25 protein-coding genes and 1 pseudogene are annotated in these 20261 nt (G+C 71.1%); 15 read left to right on the top strand and 11 right to left on the bottom strand.

Features of this window, described 5'->3' with window-relative positions; genetic code table 11:
- Window positions 1–23: 23 nt before the first annotated feature.
- The 4 genes from ACFYOB_RS20625 to ACFYOB_RS20610 form a co-directional block, all read right to left on the bottom strand.
- Window positions 24–425 carry a transposase gene (locus ACFYOB_RS20625; protein ID WP_388561386.1) on the bottom strand — a complete coding sequence of 134 codons (402 nt, stop codon included), beginning with the start codon at window positions 423–425 and terminating at the stop codon, window positions 24–26.
- A gap of 1255 nt (window positions 426–1680) precedes the next feature.
- A complete protein-coding gene (locus tag ACFYOB_RS20620) occupies window positions 1681–2046 on the bottom strand; it encodes a hypothetical protein (RefSeq protein ID WP_388561384.1) in 366 nt (121 codons plus the stop codon).
- A gap of 4 nt (window positions 2047–2050) precedes the next feature.
- Entirely contained in the window at window positions 2051–2710 is a 660-nt protein-coding gene (locus tag ACFYOB_RS20615; RefSeq protein WP_388561382.1) for a hypothetical protein, read from the bottom strand.
- Window positions 2701–3345, bottom strand: coding sequence for an RNA polymerase sigma factor (locus ACFYOB_RS20610; protein ID WP_388561380.1), 645 nt, complete (start codon window positions 3343–3345; stop codon window positions 2701–2703). The genes ACFYOB_RS20615 and ACFYOB_RS20610 overlap by 10 nt, the downstream gene beginning before the upstream one ends.
- A gap of 164 nt (window positions 3346–3509) precedes the next feature.
- On the opposite strand from ACFYOB_RS20610, the gene ACFYOB_RS20605 reads away from it, so the two are divergent.
- The 7 genes from ACFYOB_RS20605 to ACFYOB_RS20575 all read left to right on the top strand — a co-directional run bounded on the left by ACFYOB_RS20605 (window position 3510) and on the right by ACFYOB_RS20575 (window position 7333).
- Entirely contained in the window at window positions 3510–3989 is a 480-nt protein-coding gene (locus tag ACFYOB_RS20605) for an Asp23/Gls24 family envelope stress response protein (protein ID WP_388561378.1), read from the top strand.
- Window positions 3990–4052: 63 nt separating this feature from the next.
- Window positions 4053–4232: a hypothetical protein gene (locus tag ACFYOB_RS20600; protein WP_328923429.1), complete on the top strand. Its 180-nt coding sequence runs from the start codon at window positions 4053–4055 to the stop codon at window positions 4230–4232.
- An 83-nt stretch (window positions 4233–4315) separates the two neighbouring features.
- Window positions 4316–4633: a hypothetical protein gene (locus ACFYOB_RS20595; protein WP_388561376.1), complete on the top strand. Its 318-nt coding sequence runs from the start codon at window positions 4316–4318 to the stop codon at window positions 4631–4633.
- A 35-nt stretch (window positions 4634–4668) separates the two neighbouring features.
- Window positions 4669–5367 carry a DUF6286 domain-containing protein gene (locus ACFYOB_RS20590; protein ID WP_388561374.1) on the top strand — a complete coding sequence of 233 codons (699 nt, stop codon included), beginning with the start codon at window positions 4669–4671 and terminating at the stop codon, window positions 5365–5367.
- Window positions 5368–5435: 68 nt separating this feature from the next.
- Entirely contained in the window at window positions 5436–6038 is a 603-nt protein-coding gene (locus tag ACFYOB_RS20585; protein WP_388561372.1) for an alkaline shock response membrane anchor protein AmaP, read from the top strand.
- Between the two features lie 523 nt (window positions 6039–6561).
- Window positions 6562–6882 (top strand): STAS domain-containing protein, encoded by a 321-nt coding sequence (locus ACFYOB_RS20580; protein ID WP_388561370.1) that lies wholly within the window; start codon window positions 6562–6564, stop codon window positions 6880–6882.
- A 175-nt stretch (window positions 6883–7057) separates the two neighbouring features.
- Window positions 7058–7333 (top strand): isoamylase early set domain-containing protein, encoded by a 276-nt coding sequence (locus ACFYOB_RS20575; RefSeq protein WP_388561368.1) that lies wholly within the window; start codon window positions 7058–7060, stop codon window positions 7331–7333.
- A gap of 133 nt (window positions 7334–7466) precedes the next feature.
- On the opposite strand, the gene ACFYOB_RS20570 is transcribed toward ACFYOB_RS20575, so the two are convergent.
- Window positions 7467–8159 (bottom strand): hypothetical protein, encoded by a 693-nt coding sequence (locus ACFYOB_RS20570; protein WP_388561366.1) that lies wholly within the window; start codon window positions 8157–8159, stop codon window positions 7467–7469.
- Between the two features lie 129 nt (window positions 8160–8288).
- Here ACFYOB_RS20570 and ACFYOB_RS20565 point away from each other — a divergent pair, with 129 nt between their 5' ends.
- The 4 genes from ACFYOB_RS20565 to ACFYOB_RS20550 all read left to right on the top strand — a co-directional run bounded on the left by ACFYOB_RS20565 (window position 8289) and on the right by ACFYOB_RS20550 (window position 10173).
- On the top strand, window positions 8289–8723 hold the full coding sequence (locus ACFYOB_RS20565; protein WP_388561364.1) for an Hsp20/alpha crystallin family protein: 435 nt from the start codon (window positions 8289–8291) through the stop codon (window positions 8721–8723).
- A 135-nt stretch (window positions 8724–8858) separates the two neighbouring features.
- Window positions 8859–9254 (top strand): DUF2267 domain-containing protein, encoded by a 396-nt coding sequence (locus ACFYOB_RS20560; RefSeq protein WP_388561362.1) that lies wholly within the window; start codon window positions 8859–8861, stop codon window positions 9252–9254.
- Between the two features lie 90 nt (window positions 9255–9344).
- Window positions 9345–9749, top strand: a complete 405-nt coding sequence (locus ACFYOB_RS20555) for a DUF2267 domain-containing protein (protein WP_388561360.1) — start codon at window positions 9345–9347, stop codon at window positions 9747–9749.
- A 58-nt stretch (window positions 9750–9807) separates the two neighbouring features.
- The gene (locus ACFYOB_RS20550) at window positions 9808–10173 is read left to right on the top strand and encodes a hypothetical protein (protein WP_388561358.1); all 366 of its coding nucleotides are present in this window, start codon (window positions 9808–9810) and stop codon (window positions 10171–10173) included.
- Between the two features lie 57 nt (window positions 10174–10230).
- Here ACFYOB_RS20550 and ACFYOB_RS20545 read toward each other — a convergent pair whose 3' ends face one another.
- Together ACFYOB_RS20545 and ACFYOB_RS20540 are read right to left on the bottom strand one after the other, a co-directional pair.
- Window positions 10231–10971: a hypothetical protein gene (locus ACFYOB_RS20545; protein WP_388561356.1), complete on the bottom strand. Its 741-nt coding sequence runs from the start codon at window positions 10969–10971 to the stop codon at window positions 10231–10233.
- Window positions 10972–11139: 168 nt separating this feature from the next.
- Window positions 11140–11835, bottom strand: a complete 696-nt coding sequence (locus ACFYOB_RS20540) for an SDR family NAD(P)-dependent oxidoreductase (RefSeq protein WP_388561354.1) — start codon at window positions 11833–11835, stop codon at window positions 11140–11142.
- Between the two features lie 102 nt (window positions 11836–11937).
- Here ACFYOB_RS20540 and ACFYOB_RS20535 point away from each other — a divergent pair, with 102 nt between their 5' ends.
- On the top strand, window positions 11938–12816 hold the full coding sequence (locus ACFYOB_RS20535; RefSeq protein ID WP_388561352.1) for a helix-turn-helix transcriptional regulator: 879 nt from the start codon (window positions 11938–11940) through the stop codon (window positions 12814–12816).
- A 385-nt stretch (window positions 12817–13201) separates the two neighbouring features.
- On the top strand, window positions 13202–13822 hold the full coding sequence (locus ACFYOB_RS20530) for a hypothetical protein (protein WP_388561350.1): 621 nt from the start codon (window positions 13202–13204) through the stop codon (window positions 13820–13822).
- Window positions 13823–13986: 164 nt separating this feature from the next.
- Here ACFYOB_RS20530 and ACFYOB_RS20525 read toward each other — a convergent pair whose 3' ends face one another.
- On the bottom strand, window positions 13987–14583 hold the full coding sequence (locus tag ACFYOB_RS20525) for a hypothetical protein (RefSeq protein ID WP_388561348.1): 597 nt from the start codon (window positions 14581–14583) through the stop codon (window positions 13987–13989).
- A gap of 211 nt (window positions 14584–14794) precedes the next feature.
- Window positions 14795–15130, bottom strand: coding sequence for an STAS domain-containing protein (locus ACFYOB_RS20520; RefSeq protein ID WP_388561346.1), 336 nt, complete (start codon window positions 15128–15130; stop codon window positions 14795–14797).
- A 546-nt stretch (window positions 15131–15676) separates the two neighbouring features.
- Here ACFYOB_RS20520 and ACFYOB_RS20515 point away from each other — a divergent pair.
- Both ACFYOB_RS20515 and ACFYOB_RS20510 read left to right on the top strand, forming a co-directional pair.
- Window positions 15677–15985: pseudogene (locus tag ACFYOB_RS20515) on the top strand (SDR family oxidoreductase); the annotation flags it as partial.
- A 29-nt stretch (window positions 15986–16014) separates the two neighbouring features.
- Window positions 16015–16452: an NUDIX domain-containing protein gene (locus ACFYOB_RS20510; protein ID WP_388561344.1), complete on the top strand. Its 438-nt coding sequence runs from the start codon at window positions 16015–16017 to the stop codon at window positions 16450–16452.
- Between the two features lie 1681 nt (window positions 16453–18133).
- On the opposite strand, the gene ACFYOB_RS20505 is transcribed toward ACFYOB_RS20510, so the two are convergent.
- Both ACFYOB_RS20505 and ACFYOB_RS20500 read right to left on the bottom strand, forming a co-directional pair.
- The gene (locus ACFYOB_RS20505; protein ID WP_388561342.1) at window positions 18134–18538 is read right to left on the bottom strand and encodes an Hsp20/alpha crystallin family protein; all 405 of its coding nucleotides are present in this window, start codon (window positions 18536–18538) and stop codon (window positions 18134–18136) included.
- Window positions 18539–18821: 283 nt separating this feature from the next.
- Complete coding sequence (locus ACFYOB_RS20500) at window positions 18822–20021, bottom strand: PP2C family protein-serine/threonine phosphatase (RefSeq protein ID WP_388561340.1); 1200 nt, start codon at window positions 20019–20021, stop codon at window positions 18822–18824.
- Between the last annotated feature and the right edge of the window lie 240 nt (window positions 20022–20261).

Genomic DNA, 20261 nt, shown 5'->3' with positions numbered 1-20261 from the left:
CCTTTGGGTATGCGCATGTTCTCTCAGTCGGCACGTTTGCGCAGGCAGTGGCGGTGTTGGTGGCAGGTCTTCTCCACCGCGGCGGCGAGGTTCTGCAACAGGTGCCAGCGGTCGGCGACTTCCACCGCGCCGGGGGCTGCTTCCTTGATCGCTCGGGTGTAGGCCGCCGTGGCTCGGTCGCGGCAGATGATCTCGGCACCGGGGTGTTCACGGAGCCAGGCGGCGAAGGTCTCCGAGGTGCGGTCGGGCAGGACGTCCACGACGCGGCCGGCCTCGACGTCGACCAGGAGAGTGCCGTAGGTGCGGCCTTTGCGGAAGGCGAACTCGTCGACTCCGAGAACCCGCGGGGAACTTCCGGCGCCGTCGGGGGATCCAGCAACTCCAGCAGGCGGGTGCGTCCCGCGACAAGGTGCAGGCGGCGGCACAGCCGTTCGCCTGCCCGGCCACCCAGCTCGAGCGCGATCTGGCGCAGCCAGACCTCCAGCCCGAGACTGGAGCGGCGGTATCGCTCGCTCAGCCCGTTGACCTGCTCGACGAAGGTCCGCCGCCGACACGCGGCCCGGTCGCAGAGGAACCGCCGAACCCTCAGCCTGACCAGCAGCTTCTTCCCCGACAAGGGCCGCTCGGCCACCGCTCATAGCAGGAGTGCACCCTCCGGGCCCGGGCACGGCAACCCGGGCAACTGGGCGGCGGACCGCACGCGACGGCCACCACGACCAGCGCCTCGGCGGTGAACTCCACGGCTTCCAAGCGCACATCGACGTCCGGGAACAGCACATCATCCAGCGAGCAGACCCCCATCAACCAGACATGCCCTGCTGGAACGTTCCTGCACGCGGCCCCCTGACCTGGGAAACCACGGAACTCAGGTCAGAGCCGTTTCCACGAATCGCCATCCCCCCCGCCACTGACTGACCCCTTGACCAGGTTCGGCGCACGGACGTGGGTGCCGCGTCTCCCCTTGACCTGGCTTGCTGTGGACCACCGTCAGACGACGGGCAAGGGGGGCCTCTGCATGCTCTCCGGCACGGCCCCGGCGCGGGGCGGTTGAAGGAGACCGAAGGAGATACGACGATGGCGACGATCCACCGCCGGCCGGCAGCCAGCCCACGGCCGCTGGCCTGGCCGCGCGCCGATCTGGACGCGGGCAAGCCCCGCGCCGGCTGGGCAAGCCGAAGTGGGCTCCTCGAGAGGGCACTTCGGACCCTCCTTCGGAACCCACTTGGGTGCCCGACGCCGAGCGTGGAGGTAAACGTGCTGGTCAGCGTGCGATCGGCGTGAAAACCGCGCCGTCGCAACCCTCTTCTCCACCCTTGTTGTCCGTATGGGAGGAGATCCGGCAGCTGGTCGCGAGTGGCGAAGGGGTGGAGCTGATGGCTGGCAGACGGCTGACGAATCCGGCGGGTTCCTCGAACGACTTGCGCATCCGGACCTGGCTGCGACGCCGGGGCATCACGCACACCATCCCGGAGCGGTCCGACCAGGTCCGCAACCGGGCCCGGCGGGGCAGCCGGGGTGGCCGCCCGCCGGCCTTCGACGAGCAGGTCTACGACCCGCAACGTGCTGGAATGTTGCTTCAACCGCCTCGAAGCAGTGGCGCGGGATCGCCACCAGGTACGACAAGACGGCACAGGCCTCCGCAGATCACGCACCCGCAAGGAGACGACGCGACCGAGCGGTCTATACGGTGCGGGTGACGGTGACCATGACGGTGACGGATGCGGCCGTGCCGTGCCGGGCCAGGTAGGCGGTGACGGCGGTCCGCACGTCTTCGCGGACCTGTCGGGCGACATCGACGACGCGGCGGTCCGCGTGCAGGACGCAGCGCACCTCCACGTTCCAACCGCCGTCCGGAGTGAGTTCGCAGCGGATGCCGGCCGCCTCGCGGTGCGGGGTGGTTCCTGCGGCCTTGGACTGCTGCACGCGGAACGCTGCCAGCGCCAGCCGGTCGGCGAGCCTGGGCTGGAGCGCGGCCACGCCGGGAGCGTCGAGCGCGGCCCTCGCTGCCACTCGGTGGATGTTCTCGCGGTGGGAGGTGGTCATCATCGGCTCAGCTCCGCCCGTTCGCCACCGGGACGCGGGAGGGTTCCAGCACGGCGTTGATTTCCACGTCCACGGTGGTGACGGCGATGCCGAGGACGTGCTCAGCGGCGCGAAGGACGGCTCGGCGTACTCCCTCCGCTCGTCCTCGCAATGGCTGGTCGAGTGTGGCTGCCAACGTTATGGCGACGGCGTGGCTGCCCTTCGCGGGGATCATGCGGCAGCTGGCGGCGCGGACGCCGGGCACCATGTCGGCAGCCCGGCGCAGGACTTTCGCGGCGGCGCTCTCGGAGATGCGCAGGTCGTGATCGGGGTCGTCCAGTAGCAGCATGGAGCCCAGCCGTACCTCGGCGCGGACCGCATTGATGACACGGGTGGCGAGGCTTTGGCCGTCGGACTGTTCCTCGGCGCGCAGAGCCCTGGTCGCCCGGTCCAGGGCTGTCAGTCCTTCGATGGCGTCGCGGCAGTAGGGGCAGTGGCTGCTGTGCGGATCTGCGGCGTCGGCCGCATCGCGGGCCTGCTTCCAGGCACGGCCGAGGGGGCGTCCGCAGGGCAGCAGCTCGGCGCCGGCCAGCAGCTCGGCGTCGGGGCGCAGAGGCGCTTCGGCCCTTGCGGCGCTCACCCTTTCGGGCTCGTCGCCGGAGGTGGGGTGCGGGTCGTCTAGCGCCATGGGCGCATCGCCTCCATCAGAGCGCGTCGTGCGCGAAATAGTCTGCCGCGCACCGTTTGTTCGCTGCTGCCCACCACCTGGGCGATCTCGTCATAGTGCAGGCCGTGCAGTTCCCGCAGTACCCAGCACACCCGAAGCTCGGGGCGCAATCCCAGGAGCGCTTTCGTCAGGGCGGCCGCCGCCGCGTCCGTTTCGGCGACTTGGGGCGGTGAGCTGTCCGCGGCCGCGGCAACGGGTTCGGGGACGGTGTCCAGGGGCAGCGGGTGGGGCGGGTGGCGCAGTGCGTTGAGGCAGCGGTTCGTCACGATCCGGTACATCCAGGTGCCGAACGAGGCGCTGTGCCGGAATTCCGGCAGCCGCCTCCAGGCGCTGAGGAAGGCGTCCTGGACCGCGTCCTCGGCGTCGGTCCGATTGCCGAGCAGATGCTGGGCGAGGGCGAGCAGCCGGCCGCTGTGGCGGCGGACCAGGACGGCGAAGGCGTCCTCATCCCCTTCCGAGGCCCGGACCGCCAGCACGTCGTCGTCCAGGGCGCCGGCAAGGGCCTGCTCTGTGGCGACGCCGGCGGTCGGCAGCGTTGCCGGCCGCGGTGGGAGGCCTGCGCCGCGCGGGGGCGGGGGGCCGATCCGGTTACGCATCCGCCGCTCGCTTCCTGCCGAAGATGCTCGTCGCGGCCTGCCTACGTACTCCTCGATGGTAGGCGGTGTGCGCTGCGCGAGCCGTGTGAGGAATGCCGGCGCGAGGTGTCCAAGGAATGAGGGCGCCGTACCGGCGCCCGGATGGACCCCCTGGGGAGGTTCTCATGTCGGACACCATCAACCCCACCGCGGGCGGGAGTGAGCCACCTGCCGCGGGCAGCACCCTCACGGGCCGCACCGGCGCAGGAACGGCGCCCGAGACGCGGGGCCGGACGACCATCGCCGACAGCGTGGTCGAAAAGATCGCAGGAATGGCCACCCGCGAGGTACCGGGCATACACAGCCTCGGCTCCGGTATGGCCCGCACGCTCGGGGCGGTGAGCGACAAGGTCGCGGGCGGCCGTCCCAGCGTGTCCCGCGGCGTGAAGGTTGAGGTGGGCGAGCGGCAGGCCGCCGTGGATCTCGACGTGGTCGTGGAGTACGGCGTCGCCATCGTGGACATCGCCGCCGACGTCCGCACCAGCGTCATCACGGCCGTGGAACGCATGACCGGCCTTGAGGTCGTGGAAGTGAACATCGCGGTCGACGACGTCCACCTGCCCGACGAAGAGGACGAGGAGACGGGCGAGGGGCGCGTTCAGTGACCCTCGCATCCCCCCGGACTCACCGGGCCGAGAAACAACCGACGCGAAATTCAGGTGAGTGAAATGAGCGCAGCAACCGTGGGCCTGCTGGCCGGCATGGCCCTGGGCTTCGCCGCATTCTTCGGCGGCTTCTGGGCGTTCCTGCTCGTGGCCTTCCTGGGCCTGGTGGGCCTGATCATCGGCCGCGTGTTGCAGGGTGACCTGGAGATGTCCGACTTCACGCGTTCCCGGAACCGGCAGTGACCCCGCAACCTGCCGCCGCCCCGTCCCAGGGAGCTTCAGGCCCCTCCCGGCCGGTCCTGCCTACCGCCGAACGCGGAGCCACGGTGATCCCGGACAAGGTGGTGGCCCGCATCGCGGTCCGTGCCGCACAGGAGGCACTGGCCACGCAGACGGACACCTCAGCCGTTCACGCGAAACTGGCCGCTCCGCACGCGTCGGTCACGGCCGGCGGCGGCTCGGCACGGCTGGGACTGACTCTGGAGCTGCCCTACCCGATAGACCTCGCCACTGCCTCCCGTCAGCTGCAGCAGTACGTCACCGAGCGGGTCGCCCACTTGACCGGAATGCGCATCACCGAAGTCACTCTCGCCATCGAACGTCTGGTTCCCGCCGAGGGCCTGGAACGGCGACGCGTGGAGTGAACCGGTCCGCATCCCCACCGGAAGGAGAGCCCGGCATGGAACGGGACCAAGACCGCCCGGCCGACCGGGAGCAACCCGCCGCGACCGACCGCCAGCAGCTCACCGCGACCGACCGCCAGCAGCTCACCTCGGCCGACCAGGTCACCTCCCGCACGGTGGGGCAGCTGTCCAAGCAGTCTCCGGCCGACCCGCAGCCGGCTGCCAGGCGCCCGTGGTCCGTGCGCCGCATACCCGCCGCCCTGACGGCCCTGCTCGTCGCGGCTGCGGCCGGGACCCTCTTGTACGACATCGTCAGGGTCCGGGCCGGCCAGTCGGCCGCAGCCTGGCGCACGCGCCTGGCCGACGAACTGGCCACCCGCCCGCTGGATGACGTATCGATACGGATCGGGGCCGCCGTCATCGCGGTCCTCGGCCTCTGGCTGGTCGTCCTGGCGCTCACCCCCGGCCTGCGTAACCAGCTGCCCCTCAAGACTCCCGACGCCCGGATGCGCGCCGTGCTGGACCGCGATGCCGCGGCGCTCCTGCTGCGGGACGCTGCGATGCGCGTCCCCGGCGTCAGCGCTGCCAGGATCCGTGTCTTCCAGCACCGTGTCCGGGCGCGTGCGGACGTGCGTTTCCGCGCCGCCGCCGAGGTCAAGGGCGATCTCGTGGTGGCTCTGCGGGAGGAGCTCGACCGGTTCGCCCTCGCCCGCGCTCCTCGGCTCGCCGTACGGGTCCGAGCCCGACCGAAATGATCTGAAGTGATCTGAAATACCCCGTCCGCGGACGGCTGCCGGCGAGCGAGTGACAGGAGTGGGATCCCATGAAGACGAAATCCGCCGTCAACCGAGTCCTGCTGGCCCTGGCAGGCATCGTCCTGCTCGGCACCGGCCTCCTGATACTGACGGGCAGCTTCGACCTGTACCGGCGCTGGCACATGACACCACCCGACGGCTGGCCCCTGACCGCGCCCGGCGGAGTCCTGCTCGACGACGCCGACCGCACCCGCTGGACGGACGAAGGATGGTGGTGGCCCGCCGTCATCGCCGTCCTGGCCGTCGTCCTCCTTCTCGCCCTCTGGTGGCTGCTGGCGCAACTGCGCCGCACCCGCCCCGGCCACACACCTGTGGGCGGTCCCCCTGCCGTGGACGGGGTGGAACTGCGCGAGCGTGCCCTCCGCGACGCTCTCGCAGCCGACGCCCGGCACCTGCCCGGCGTCCACCAGGCCCGTGCACGCATGGTCGGCCCGCCCAGCCGGCCCGAAGCCCACCTCGACCTCACCCTCACCCCCGACAGCGAGCCCGGCCCCGTCCTGCGGGCGCTGAGCGACGGGCCGCTGGAACGCGCCCGCCGGTCCACCGGTCGGACGCTTCCCGCGAAGGCGCAGCTGCGGGTGACCCCGCACAAGGCCCACCGCGCCGAATAGCGCCTCCACCAGCCGGACCCGCTGAGAAGGCCGCTGCGGCAACAGCTGCTCGCGCTGGTGGCCCTCCACTACCTCGGCCGGGCACGGTGCGGGTTCCGCCGGGGCATGTGGCGGTGGACTGCCCGCCCACCGAACTGCGCGTCGGGGACCAGGTCCCTGTGGATGGCCGCCTGGTCGCCATCGTGGATCTGCGCTACCGGTTCGGCGCTACCCGCACGATGATCTCGGGCAATGGGTGGTGTGCGTCGAGGAGCGGACGATGCGCGTCTACCGCCCCCACGCGATGCGCTGGACCTCGGGCCCTGTGATCGGCGGGGTTCGTCGGTCGGCTTCGGCGCTCGTGTCAGCGGTCGGAGGGACGTGACGGCACCGCAGCGTCTCGCCTGGTCCTGGAAAACCCCCGGGACATCGGGATTCACCTGCTCAACTCCTGTGCAGTGGTGTGGCCGGTGTGAGCGCTGCGGATCTGTGGGGGAGACCGTACGGTTCGCAGGGTCAGGTCGGGGCGTGGCCGGGAGGCAGTGTGGAGTCAGTGCGGGTGACGGTCCGCTTCGAGGCGGACGGGGTGTGCGTTGTCGTCTGTTCGGGGGAGTTCGACCTGGACACGGCCGCGGCGCTGGTCGACGCGTGTGAGAAGGAGGCGGGTGCGGCCCGGCTGCTGGTGGTCGACGTGGCGCAGGTGGCGTTCGCCGACTCCGCCTTCCTCAACGTCCTGCTCCGGCTGCGCAGCACCCGTCCGATGGTGCTCGCGGGACCGCTGCCGTCCCAGTTCCGGCGGGTGCTGGAGATCACGGGCGCGCTGGACCTGTTCGAGGTCCAGGGCGACAGCGGGCAGGACGGATAACACCAGCGCCGGGGGCTGGGCCACCTGGGTGTTCTCCCGTGCCACGGGCGGTGGCCGGGTGTGCGCCGGGCGGGTGATGAGGCGGCGGATCCGGCGGGTGCCGGACGCTGCTCCTCACGAGTACACCGATGATGGGAGCGCCCGGTTCACCGCTATTTGGCAGGAGCCCCCGTCGATGCTGGAACGCAGGCTGCGCAAGGACCGTACCGAGGTCACGTTCGTTCTGCCGGGCGAGGAGCCGCCGGGGCCGGTGAGTGTGGTGGGGGACTTCAACGACTGGCAGCCCGGCGTCCACACGCTCAAGCGGCGCAAGGACGGCAAGCGTGCGGTGACGGTCGAGCTGCCCAGGGACAGCAGCCACGCGTTCCGTTACCTGGCGGCGGGTGACTACTGGTTCAACGACGAGAGTGCGGGCGACCGAGAGGGCGTCAACAGCCGCCTTCACACGTAACCACTCAGTGGGCGCAGGGGGCGCCGGGCTTGGCCCCTGGTCGGACCCTGCGCTGGCCGTTTCAGACGCAGTGCGTTGCTCGCCACCGCCCGCCCGGAGCCCGTATGGCTGCAACGGGCAGGCCCTGGGCGGGTCAGGCTCCGCGTTGTTTGTCGCTGTCGCTGCGCAGGCGGCGGGTGTGTTCCTTCAGGGCGTCGACGCGCTGGGCGAGGTCCTCGTGGCGTGCGTGGAGGTCTGCGTGGGTGGCTGAGAGGGGTTCCACGAGGCGGGCGGCGTCCTGGTGGCCCAGGGCCGCACTGAGGTCTCCGATCCTGTCGCCGGAGGCGGACGGCAGGTCGGTGAGGCCGATGATCTGCCCGGCCAGCTGGCGGAGCTCGGCGGCGTTTTCCCTGGCCCATGTGGTGACCGTGCGGTCGGCCGCCCGCCGGTCACGCACGGCTTGCACGCGCTGCTCGCCTGTCGTTTCAGCGGCTCCGGGACGCAGGCGCAGGTAGCGGCGCTCTGCGGCCTGCCGGCTGGCCACGCCGAGGGGGCCGGCGAGGTCGGCCCAGCTGGCGCCCGCCGCGCGGGCCATCTCGATCAGACCGCTCTCCCACCCGGCGAGCTCCTCGCGCATTTCACGCAGGAGCTGCAGGGAGTCAAGGGCGCTCGCCGGGCCGTCGACGGGATCCAGGGGCCCGGTGGCGGCTTGTGTATCCGTGTTCTGCACGTCGTGCACCGCGGCGCGGATGGCTTCCAGGGCGGCCGCGGCCGCGAGAAACGAGGCCGGCCGGGGGCCGCTCGGTGCGGATTTTCTAGCGGGTGAGGGCTTTTCCGCTGCGTTCATGAACCCTCCAGGGTGGATGTCATCCATCAGGTGACGTCAGTGTTGTCATCGCTTCGATGACATGTTACAACGGGAGTGCAATGAAGCGCATTGGCAGTACTGCCCTGAACAAACTGGAGGTGTTTCGCGATGTTGATGCGCACTGACCCGTTCCGCGAGCTCGACCGGATCACCCAGCAGCTGATGGGAACGACCGGCACCTGGTCGAAGCCGTCCGTGATGCCGATGGACGCCTACCGCGAAGGCGAGGAGTACGTGATCGCCTTCGACCTGCCAGGCGTCAGCTCGGACGCGATCGACATCGACGTCGAGCGGAACATGCTCACCGTCAAGGCCGAACGCCGCCCCTCTCCCAGGGAGGGCGATGTGCAGATGGAGCTCTCCGAGCGGCCGCTCGGCGTCTTCTCCCGGCAGATCGTGCTGGCCGACACCCTCGACACCGAGAACATCGCCGCCGACTACGACGCGGGTGTCCTGACCCTGCGCATCCCGATCTCCGAGCGCGCTAAGCCCCGCAAGATCAGCATCAAGGCCGGCGGGGACCGCAAGCAGATCACCGGCTGACACGGCACCCCGGCGTGTCCGGCGAGGACCGCACGCCGACCCGCAGGACCGGCGAAGGGCGGGGAGCGCCCTCCCTCCCGCACCTGCCCTTCGCCGCCCCCTCTCACTTCGGCCCCGACCGTGGAGGTGCAGGCGATGACGCTGCGATGGGAGGCGTTCCTCGACCACGTTCAGGAACGCGGCGAATACAACACACGCGACGAGGCGGACCGCGCGGCGCGCGTCGTCCTGGGCCTGCTCGGCGCCCACGTGCTCGGCGCCGAACGGGCCGAACTCGCCGCCCGCCTGCCGGAGTCCTACGCCCTGATCCTGCTCAATCCGCTCCAGGCGGCCGAGCCGCTCAGTCCCGAGCGCTTCGTGCGGGCGACGGCGGCGTGGATCGAGGGCGCCTCCCACGCGACCGCGGCGTGGGACGTCAGCGCTGTCCTCAGTGTCGTCGCCGACGCCGCCGGGGAGGAGCTCACCCGCAGGCTTCTCCTCCAACTCCCGCCCGGCTACGACCTGCTCTTCGGCCGCCCCCAGCCCACCTGAGACGCAGCCCCCGAAACCCCAGAACCGCGATACGAGAAAGGCGCGGCACCCGTGCCCCACCAGTCAGTACTCCACACACAGACCCCCGTCATGACCTACGAGCAGATGCTGGAAAACGTCCGCTACCACGGCGCCTACCCCACCACCGGACGGGCCGCGGATGCCATTCACAAGGTCATGAGTGCTCTCGGCCGCCAGGTCACCGGCGACGAGCGCGTCGACCTCGCGCGCTGCCTGCCCGTCGAGGCGGCGCTTGTCTTCAGCGCGCAGATCCCCGACACACAGCCCCTCACCGGCTGGGGATTCGTCAAGGACCTCGCGACCCGAGCCGGCGGCACACCCGCAACCGCCCGCTGGGAAACCGGCGCCGTCCTGGCCGTCGTAGCCCACCTCGCCGGCCCGTCCCTCATCACCCGTCTCATCGACCGCCTGCCAGAAGGCTGGGCCCTCCTCTTCGGACAGGCCGAACTCCGACCACGCCAACCTGCCGCCTGAGGCATGGCAAACCATCAGCGCCGGTCTCTTCTCGGCCCGTGGGCCTACTGCTCGGGGTGTGTCCGAGGCCCTTGAAGCGGCCTACTGGGACGCCGACCGGACCGAAGTCCGCAGTTTCCAGCTCGCCAAGATGCGGGCGAGCGTCCTCAAGGGGGAACTGCTGGGACTCCTCCTCGACCGGCGCGCGCATGAGCACCGCGGCCTGACCGTCGGGGACTACGCCGAGTCGCTCGGGGTCAAGCGGCAGTATGTGTACGACCTCGGGCTGCTGCCTCCCGCGCTGAACCCTGCCCCGAAGTCAGAGCCCCCGCTGCCCCGGGCCGCCGAGGTGATGGGTCGACTGGTCCTCGAAGACGTCTACTTGGCGCTCTCACCGAAGCGGCTGGAGCCGGGGGACCGGGCCGCGGTAGCGCATCTGGAGTGAGATGGTCATGCCCGGTGCACGGCGCCCAAGCCGAGCAGGCCGCGCAGCTCGCGACGCTCATCGTCGCGGCCTCGAGGGCACGGGGGCCATGTGCCGCGCCCAGCGCAGCACCCAGCCCCTCGACCGCACCGCCGAACAGCTCGAGGCCCTCATCGCCGGCGCCACCGGGAGCTGACCGGCCGCGACGCAACCATCCGGTCTCACGCCGGGGCGGCCCGCTGCGGCAGCAGCGCTGCCACGCGCGGGAGTCCTTCTGAATGGCGGCCCGAAGGGCAGTGACCGTGCGCGGCCCTTGCCCTTTCCGGTACTGCGGCCCGCCGTGGCCGAGCACGCCGGTGGAGACCTGGACGCGGTGGCGGTGGGCACCGCTTTAGCGGCGACCGGCTGACCGTCGCACAGGCCGACGCACGCAGGTCGGCGCGACCGAGCGGCTCGCGCCCCCATCAGGCCCGCGCGTCCACCCATCCCGATGAGAGGACGGATCGCCTTGGCCTTCTCCTCGGTGAACTCGCCGCCGTCGAGGAGCGAGAGGATGGACAGCACGCCGCCGCTGGAGCCCCAGCTACCCTCGTCGATGACGCGGAAGTTGACCCACCAGGTCGGCGACGGCTGCGGCAGGCCGCAGGCGTCGGCCATCGCGGCGAGGACGCGCTCGATGACGACGGCCCTGACCTCCTGCCGCCAGTCTCCGTCCATCACCGCCACGTCGATCACCATGACGTCGGCGTCCGGACCGATGTCCGCAAGGAGCCGGCCGCCGATGGCCATCATGTCGGGCTCGCGCTCGACGAAGTGCACTGGAATCCGACCCGCGCGGGCGGGGCGAACTGCCCCACCTCGGGTACGAGGACCGCGTCCGTCAGCGTTTCGGCCAGCTTGCGGCGCTGCTCCTGCCGGCGAGATGACGGGCGGCATGAGTTCGCCGCTCTGGAACCCTCGTCCGTGCCGGGCACGTTCAGGGGTGCATCACCAGGGCATCTCGCCGTGACGGTCGCGGAAGGATCCGGTCGGTCCGTCCGCCCCGATGGTGGCGAGTTCCACGATCGCGTCGGTCCCCTCGGTCACTGTCTGCGGGCCGCTGTGCCCGTTGAAGTCGGTCGCGGTGTAGCCCGGGTCGGCCGCGTTCACCTTCACATCCGGCCAGGACTTCGCGTATTGCGTGGTCAGCATGGTCACGGCAGCCTTCGACGCGGTGTAGAGCGGCGCGGTGTACCGGCCCTCGACGCGCCCGGGGTCGTGGGTGGCCGCGAACGACCCCATGCCGCTGGAGACATTGACGATGACCGGGTTCGTGGACGTGCGCAGCAGGGGGAGGAACGCGTGCGTCACCCGGACGATCCCCACGACGTTGACGTCGAACACCTCGCTGGCGTCAGCGGCCGTGATCTGGTCGGCGGGGTTGTGTGTCCCGAGGACGCCGGCGTTGTTGATCAGGACGTCGATGTCGCCCTCGTGGGCCCGGACGTCGGCGGCGGCCGCAGCCACCGACGCGTCATCCGTCACGTCGATCTGCACGAAACGGGCACCGAGCGCGTCGGCGGCCGCCTGGCCGCGCTCTGGATCACGAGCACCGATGAGGACGGTGTGGCCGACCCCGATCAAGCGGCGGGCGGTCTCATACCCGAGGGACTTGTTGGCTCCGGTGATGAATGTTGTTGTCATGCGTTCACTCTCGGCTCGTGACGAGAGCACAACCAGTGCTCTGGGCGACGGTGGGACGGCCAGTACCAGGCACAACGGCTCTCCGGCGGACACAATGGTCAGGTGGACGAGACCCTTGGTACGGCATTGCGCCGCTGGCGCGACCGGCTTTCTCCTGTCGACGTCGGGCGGACTTCGCGGCCCGGACGCCGTGCGGTGGGATTGCGGCGCGAGGAACTGGCCGAGCTCGCAGGGCTGTCGGTCGACTATGTGATGCGGCTGGAGCAGGGGCGCGCGACGAGCCCTTCGGCGCAGGTCGTCGCGAGCCTGGCCAGGGCCCTGCAGCTGCAGCCCATGGAGCGGGATTACGCCTACCGGCTGGCCGGCCTCCTCCCTCCCCAGGAGGGAATGATCTCCACGCACGTACCGGCGGGGGTCCAACGGATGCTGGCTCGTCTCGGTGAGCTCCCCGTCGGTGTGTTCAGCGCCGACTGGACCTTGCTGTCCTGGACTCCGGCATGGGCAGTGCTGCTGGGCGACCCCAGCGCACGGACGCACGTCGAGCGGAACCTGGTGCGGGCGGTCTTCGTCGCAGGGCCCTCAGGGCTCGCGGCCTGGCCCGTGCTCCAGGACGGCGACGCCCTTGGCCCCGCCCTCGTCGCCGATCTGCGCTCGGCTCTCGTCAACTACCCCCGTGACCGTGGCCTGATCGGCCTTGTCGCGGAACTGCGGTCCACCAGTGCGGAGTTCACCCGGCTGTGGAACGAGGGCGCGGTCGGTCCGCACGTCTCGGCTCGCAAGACCATCGTGCACCCCCAGGTCGGCGAGGTGACATGCGACTGCGACGTGCTCACCGTCCCGGGCTGCGACGTCCGCCTCGTCGTTTACACAGTGGCGGCAGGTTCCGCCGATGCGGAAAAGCTGGAGTTCCTGCGGGTCACGAACGGCGTCCGCGCCGACGGCTCCTCGCCTCAGGGGCCCGGTCTGTTCTCCACGCCGTAACGATCGGGCCAGCCGGATCTCGTCCATCCACAGCCCATTTCCCCAGGTAGATGGGGTGAGCTGTGAGGGACTTATGGGCGAGCACGACCAGGACGCGGGACGTCGTCGCCGGACCGCCACAACCGCCGCTGAGCGCGGCGCAGGCCCGGGAGGTAACGGCGGGGCTGCGCGAGGCGATGGACGGAGTCCGGCGCTCCGTCGCGGTGCTCGCCGCACGGGTCCGCGAGGCGCACGCGTCCGGGTGCCGCTCGGCCACCCCTCGTGGGAGGCGTACTGCGGTGCAGAGTTCGGCACCAGTCGTGCACGGGCGTACCGGCTCCTCGAAGTTGCCCGTGCCCTGGCCACGATCCACGACGCGGTCACCGCCGGTACCGAGGTGTCTCGCGTGCGAGACACCGGCCCGGCCGCTGCGGCCACGCTCGACTACGGCCTGTCCCAACGGGCCCTGATCGCCATCTCCAGCCGCAGCGGCGACGTCGCGGAGCTGAACCCGCCGACTCGCCGCGCTCGCCCACAGCGGCCTCCAGGGCTTGATGAACCTGCGGTGCGTGCCGTGGTCCGCCAGGCCGTCCGCGACGTCCGCTCCGCCCCGCCTCCACGGCCCGCCGAGCCGCCGGCGGACCCGATCGTCGCCGAGATGCGCTCCGTCGTCGACGGCCTCGTCACCAGCACGTACGCGATCGGTGAGCTGATGCTCGATGTCGCCCCGGCCTACCTCTCCGACGAGCAGGCCGCCAACGTCCTCGCCTTGTTGTGCGACCAGATCGGCGAGCCCCCGAGCACGGCTTGGCCGCCCGGCGCTACGCGATGTCCGGCGACCGCCGCGCGCTGCACGGCAACCTCCTGTAACCGCCGTCGGTGTCAGGCAGGCATGCGTCGCTCCCGGACGGCAAGCCGGCTGAACGGGACCCGGCTGTCACCCGTTCGGATGTGGCCGGGTGCTGCCGGGGCAGGCACGGCGGAGGCTGTGCGCAGCCGCCAAGATGATCGTCTATCCGCCGGATGAACAGGGCTGGCGCCGGGTCCGCTACGACGGCGTCGCCATCGGAGTCGCCCACCGCCCGGCCGACATCCGCGTCTTCGCGGGCCGCTCGACCTGATCCGTAAGACAGGCTTTAGCCGCCCCCGCCCCCGCCCCCGCCCCCGCCCCCCGTGGCAGGGCGCACGCGTTCAGGGCCGACAGCGGCGGACGTAGTACTGCCAGGTCAGGGCGGTCAGCAACGGGCCCCACAGGACGAACAGGCCGCTGGTCACGGCGGCCAGCAGCGCCCATCCTGCGTTGGCGAACTCCGGTGCGGGCACGCCCGCGAGGCCGAACGTGCCGAGGATCCAGTCGGCGAGCAGGGCGAGAGCGCCCAGCGATGCGAGTGCCGCCGGGACGAGCACCACGGCCGGACGGATCGGTCGGCCGCCCACCAGCGGGACCTGGTCCGGCACCACTTCGCCCCAGCCGCGCACTAGGGCGAAGCAGCACAGCGCGGCGAGCTCCGACAGGATGCTGAGCCCGAAGACGTACGGAACGCTGAGCCAGAGGGAGTCCGGGAAGGGCCCCTCGTCCCGCAGCCCCATCGGGAAGTGGAAGGCGAACGGCATCCGCCACAGACACACGGGCAGCATCAGCAGCGGGATCGCACGGGCGGTCCTCTCGGCCCAGCGGGGCACCGGGCGGGCGGTGGCACGCCCGGTCGCGGCGGCCCTGGCGCCGGCCGCGCTCCTCGTGGCCGCGTCGGCCCCCCGCTCCGTCTTCGTCTTGGTCGTCTCGGTCATGGGACCAGCTTCCGCACCGAAGCGTCCCGGATCGTCGGTCCGGAGGATGCACCGGTCTCCCCCGTGTGGGGGAGGCGGGTTCCACCCACGAGGGGGGCAGGACCGGCGACCGGTCACACCGGCACGCGGGCACCGGGGGGTGTCTAGACGCTGGACAGCCATCCGGCCTCGAAATCCGAGAGGTCGCGTGTGCGCTGCGCCCGCTGCTCGATCAGCCGCCGGAAGCCCGCCGCGGCGTACCGCTCGCCGGTGGCCGAGTGGCGCCCGCGGATGCCCGCGACATCGGCCTGAGCTGCTGGGGCTGGGGCTGCCAGCCGACGACCAGGACGCGCAGACCCAGGCTCTCTGCCCGCCGGTGCAGGGCCAGGAGATGGAGCAGGCCGTCCACGTCCATGAACTCTGCGCGGTGCAGAGCAACCATGAGGTCCCGCTGGCCGACGGTGACGTCGGCCAGCGCCCGCTGGAGCCCCGGGCCCGCGCTCTCGTCCAGTGGCCCGGTGACGCTGACCAGGACGGCGTCGTGGCGCTGGACGTTCGTGGTGATCAATGCGCTCTCCTCCCGCCCAAGGGCGTCGGGGCCTCGGGGCTCCCCATCCTGGCGTGGCGCTCCCCCCGATGAGGGCGAGGCAGCGCTCGGCCGCCGAAGCACTCGCGGCCACGGTCCTTCAGAGCTGGCTGGACACGCTGCCGGGGACCGCCCCGTGAGCGCGGGCGACGGGCTTCCCCCGGCCCCGGGGCCACTTTCCACAAGGCGGCGGCAAGCCGTGAGCAGGGAGCCACCGAGGCGAAGGGCTGGGCCCAGCTCGCTCCCCGCATCGCGGTTCCGCCCTTCACGGGCAGATCCTTCTGCCGGACAGGCAGATCCTCGCCTACGAGGACTTCTCCGCCACCGGCCGGTGCGAGCTGCTGATGGGCGGCGTCATCACCCTGGCCGACCGGGACCGGGCCGTGCTGCCCCGCCTGAACCGCCTGGTGGACGGCGTCTGCGTCGACCTGCGGGCGGCGGCCTAGGAGACCGGGAAGCGTATGCCGCTGGCCGACTGCGTTCCGGACCTCTACCTCTACCGGATCCGCCCCGGCGGCCGGCCGGACCAACCTCGTCGCCTACAGCACCGCCAAGGCGGGCCTACCGGGCCTGACCCGTTCCCTGCCCCGCGAGCTCGGGCCGTACGGCATCTGCGTCAACACCGTCCTGCCCGGCGCCATCGAGGTGGAAGCGGAAACCGCCATTCCCGCTTGTCACCGCGCCCGCCCGGAAGACCAGATCAACCGCCAGTGCGTGCCACGACGCGGACGCCCCGAGGACGTGGCAGCCGTGGTGGTGGCGTTCCTCGTCGGCCCGTCCGCGTCGTTCATCACTGGGCGATGCGTCCACGTCGACGGTGGCTGGCTGCTGTACTGAGACGTCAACGACCAAGGAGACAAAGCGAAATGATAGAACGAGTCCGAGCCGTCCTCGTCACCGCGGACGACACGATGCTGGTCATCCGCCGCACCAAGCCCGGAATCCCCGTGTACTGGGTGCTGCCCGGTGGCGGGGTGGAGGAGAGCGACGAGTCCCGGGAGGCCGCTCTCCACCGGGAGATCCAGGAGGAGATCGCGGGGAAGGCCGACATCGTCCGTCTCCTGCACACGATGGAGTCCGACGACGAGCGTCAGCTCTTCTACCTCGCCCGCATCGCGACGTGGTCCTTCGAGGACCGCACAGGCCCCGAGTTCCGTGCCGAGGGCCGCGGCGAATACGCGCTGGAGGAGATCCCGCTGACCGTGGCGGGGCTCGACGGGATCGACCTCAAGCCCGAGGAGATCGCCCACGTGCTGCATGGCGCCATCAGTGACGGCACCCTCGTGGAGGGAGACGCACCCTGACCCAACGACGGAGGGGACAGCCCCCGATCGCGACGCTACGTGCGCCTACCCGGATTGGGCCGTCCCGCTCAGAGACTGAACGGGACGCACCTGTTCCTTCAGGGAACGAGCCGGGCGTTCCTTCAGGGAACACGTCCAGTGTTCCCTGAAGGAACAGGGTGATCGCCACTGATCAGTCTTCGGCCTACCGGCCGTGTCGGCTGGGCGGTTGCTGCCGTGAGGGTCCTTGGACAGCTGTGCTCGGACCCGGGCGGGTGATGTTCGCGGCGTCGGGACGAGCAGGCCTTTCACGTGCCGTGCCGATCAGCCGGTGCAGCCGCCACGTCAGGACGTCACTGATCGAGGTAGCGGTGTCGAGTTCGCGGTGCCGGGCTGCTTCGGTGAGGGCCGCCGTTGGGTAGAGGCCGGCGCTCTCCGCGTCCGTGAGCGTGGCGGCCAAGGCAGGCCAGCTGGGCTCGGCAAGGATCTGGCCGGCCAGGTCCGGGAGTGCGCGTCGGACGATGCCGCCCTGCTGCTGAACCACCGCGACGGCGAGGCGGAGACCGGGCTCGTGGACGACCGTCAGGGGTTGGACGGTGCATGCCTGGTAGGCGGCGCGCAGGTGCTCGGCTGCCTTGCGGGCGGCCCTGGGCCTGCTGGTGGTGGTGGCGGGTGTGGTGCCACTGTTGTGCTGCGACGACGGCCAGGAGGATGGCGTCGAGGAGGGGGGGGCGCGAGGAGGGCTCCGTCCTTGGGGGCGGGTTCGCGGACGATCGCCTTGACCGCTCGCCGTGTGACCTGGGCCGGCTGGTGGGGGCGCGGATGCGGGAGCGGCTGGCCCCCTCGAAGGCAGCAGATGCCTGGCCCGGCTGGTGCTTGTAGTGGGCGGGAGCGATCGGGGGGAGTGCGTCGAGGGATTCGGCGAGCACGGTGATGTGGGCCTGGGCCTCCGCGTCGTCGGCCTGGACGAGGGTGTCGGGGGTGCGGGTGGCCGCGTCGGTGATCTGCTTCCAGGCCGTGCGCCGACCGCCGGAGGGCTGATCGGCGGGGGCGCGGCCGGTGGGTGCGAGGCGTTCGCTGATCTTGGGGTAGGACAGGTCGGGGGGCGAGGTTGGACCCGGCGAACCAGATCGGCTCGCCCTTGGCGGTCGTGTCGTCGGGAAGGGCGACTCTGTAGCCGCGGATGTCGCCGGACGGGAAGTGCTGGACGTTCACCAGGACGCCCGTGCCACGGAGGATGGTGAAGAACTCCTCGGTGTCGGTGGCAGCCGCCACGGCCGTGCGGACGGTGGTGCGCAGCCTCTCCGCCGACGTGCTCGCGCGGCCGGTGCGGCGGGCCTTCTCCTGCTGCGCGCGGGTGGGACGCCGGGCTGCGGTGCGGTCACCGTGTGGGACCTGCCGCAGGCAGCACTCCTTCTCGATGGCGACGAGTTCCTTGTCGGCGCGCGGGTAGTCGTTTCCAGTGACGGGGCGAGGTGAGGTCGCCGCGGACCTTGGTGGCGACGATGTGGACGTGGCCGTCGGCGTGTGCGGTATCCGCCGCGTTCCTGGACGTGTTCCAGGAACGCCCCCCGGTGCATCGGCATCTCATCACCTCCGGGGGAGGGGAGGGGAGGGGAAGGGAAGGGCGGGCGGGCGGCGGAGGAGCGGGTGCCGGAGGGGGATCGGAGTCGCCGTCCTCCGCCGCTGGGGGCCCTGCTGGTCAGCCGGAGATCTGCTTGCGGCCGGACTCTTCGCCGATGGTGATCTTCCGGGGCTTGGCGCGTTCGGCGATCGGGATGCGCAGGGTGAGGACACCTGCTTCGTAGTCGGCTTCGATGTGCTCGGTGTCGAGGGTGTCGGCCAGCATGACCTGGCGGGAGAAGACACCCAGGGGCCGTTCGGAGAGCTCCATCTGCACGCCGTCGGACCGCTCCGCAGGCCGGCGCTCGGCCTTCACGGTGAGCATGTTCCGTTCGACGTCGATGTCGATCGCCTCGGTGCTCACGCCGGGGAGGTCGAAGGCGATCACGTACGCGTCGCCCTGGCGGTACGCGTCCATCGGCATCACGGACGGCTTCGACCACGTGCCCGACGCACCCGAGAGCTGCTGAACGATCCGGTCCATCTCGCGGAACGGGTCAGTGCGACGTCGACTCCCTCGCGGCGGGTCTTTCGCTCGAGGAGGGTCGCCATGACCACTCCCCTCCTACAGGGTCGGGGCCCGCGGCCGTCAGATCTCGTCGGCGTGGGTGCCGGTGCGACCGCGATGGTCTCCATGCCGCTCCCCTCAGGGGGCCAGGCACGGGGAAGGAGCGGCTGGCGGGAGTCCAACCCGCGCTGTTGGCTCGGGAATCACCCGGCGACCGTTGTTCACCGTCCCTGCCGGCACGTCGGGTCACGGCCTTCCGTCATCCGCGCCATTCGAACAGGACGAGCGTCGCGTCGTCCGAGGTGGTTTCGCCACGTGCCCGCATGAGGGTGTGGGACAGGTCCCGGGCCACCGCGCGGATCCCCTGGTCAGCCTGCTCCAGCTGGTTCACCCAGTCGGTCAGCTGCTCCTCGCCGAACTGTTCCTGGCCGGTTTGGTGTTCTTCGATCAAGCCGTCGGTGAAGCAGAGGACGCGGTCACCCGGCTCCAGTGCCACCGCGCTGACCTGTGGCTGGGCCCCTCCGAAGCCGACGGGGAGGGTCGTGGGGCTGTCCAGACGGCGTACGACGCGGTGCGCGCGGATCAGCATCGGCGCGGGATGCCCCGCGTTGACCCACTGGAGGCGTCCCGTGTCCGTGTCCAGGCGCATCATCTGCGCGGTCACGAAATGGTCCGGGTCGAACTGCTCGGCGACGGCCCGGTCCATGAAGAGGTAGATCTCGGACAGTTCGATGCTGATCCGGCGGGCGTGGCGGTACGCGCCGATGGCCACCGTGGCCATCGTGGCCGCGTCCAGGCCGTGCCCCATGGCGTCGACCATGGCGAGGTGCAGGACGTCGCCGTTCAGGGCGTAGTCGAAGCTGTCCCCCGCCACGGCGTAGGCGGGCTCCAGTACTCCGGCGACCGCGACGCGCGGCATCACCATCGACAGCGGGGGCAGCAGGGACCACTGGATCTCTGCGGCGACGCTCATCGGTTCGCTGCGGCGGGTCCGGAAGAAGAGGTCGGTGTAGCCGTTCTTGGTCTGCAGCAGGTCGGCCGCCAGGCCCGCGATCCTGCGCAGGAGGCGGCGGGCGTCGTCGTCGATCCCGTCCAGTGTGACGGCGAGGACCCCCACCTGGTCGCCGCCGTCCAGCAGGGGCAGGTGGACCCGTACGCCGTCGGGCGTCAGGACTTCGACGGGGCGTGACTCCAGGAAGCACCGGCCGGCTTCGGACCGGTCGATGGGCTGCGGATCACCTGCGGCCACCCCGTCGGCGGGCAGGGGGACCAGCTGTTGCTGTCCGTAGTCCTGGAGCAGGATCTGTGGTTCGCGGCCCCCCATCCGGGCCACCGTCTCGGCGACGAGCGGGCCGACCATGTGCGGCGCCAGCTCGTGCGCCCGGTCCAGGAGCACCCCGAGCAGTTCCTCCCCGAAGCTCTCCGAGCGGTCCGGGTCCCCGCGCCTTCCGACGGTCATCCTGTTGCCTCCAACCGGGCGGCGGGCCGGCGTCCGGCTGCACGGGCGGCGTGGCTCCAGGATGCTCCCCCGCCACCGGGCACGCCACACGGCTTCCGTGCCCGACGGCCTCCACCACCCGGATGCCCGGTGGGCCGGTTCGCAGGGCTTCCACGGTCGAGCCCCGGCGCGCGCCGACGGGGCCTGACCGGGTGCTACCAAGCATTTTCCGGCCCGCGGCACCGGCGTTGCCGTGGAGGT

This window comes from Streptomyces sp. NPDC006463, from assembly GCF_042870715.1.
Lineage (GTDB): Bacteria > Actinomycetota > Actinomycetes > Streptomycetales > Streptomycetaceae > Streptomyces.
The sequence above is the reverse complement of the archived record's forward strand: the minus strand, read 5'-3'. Positions and strand labels throughout refer to the sequence as shown.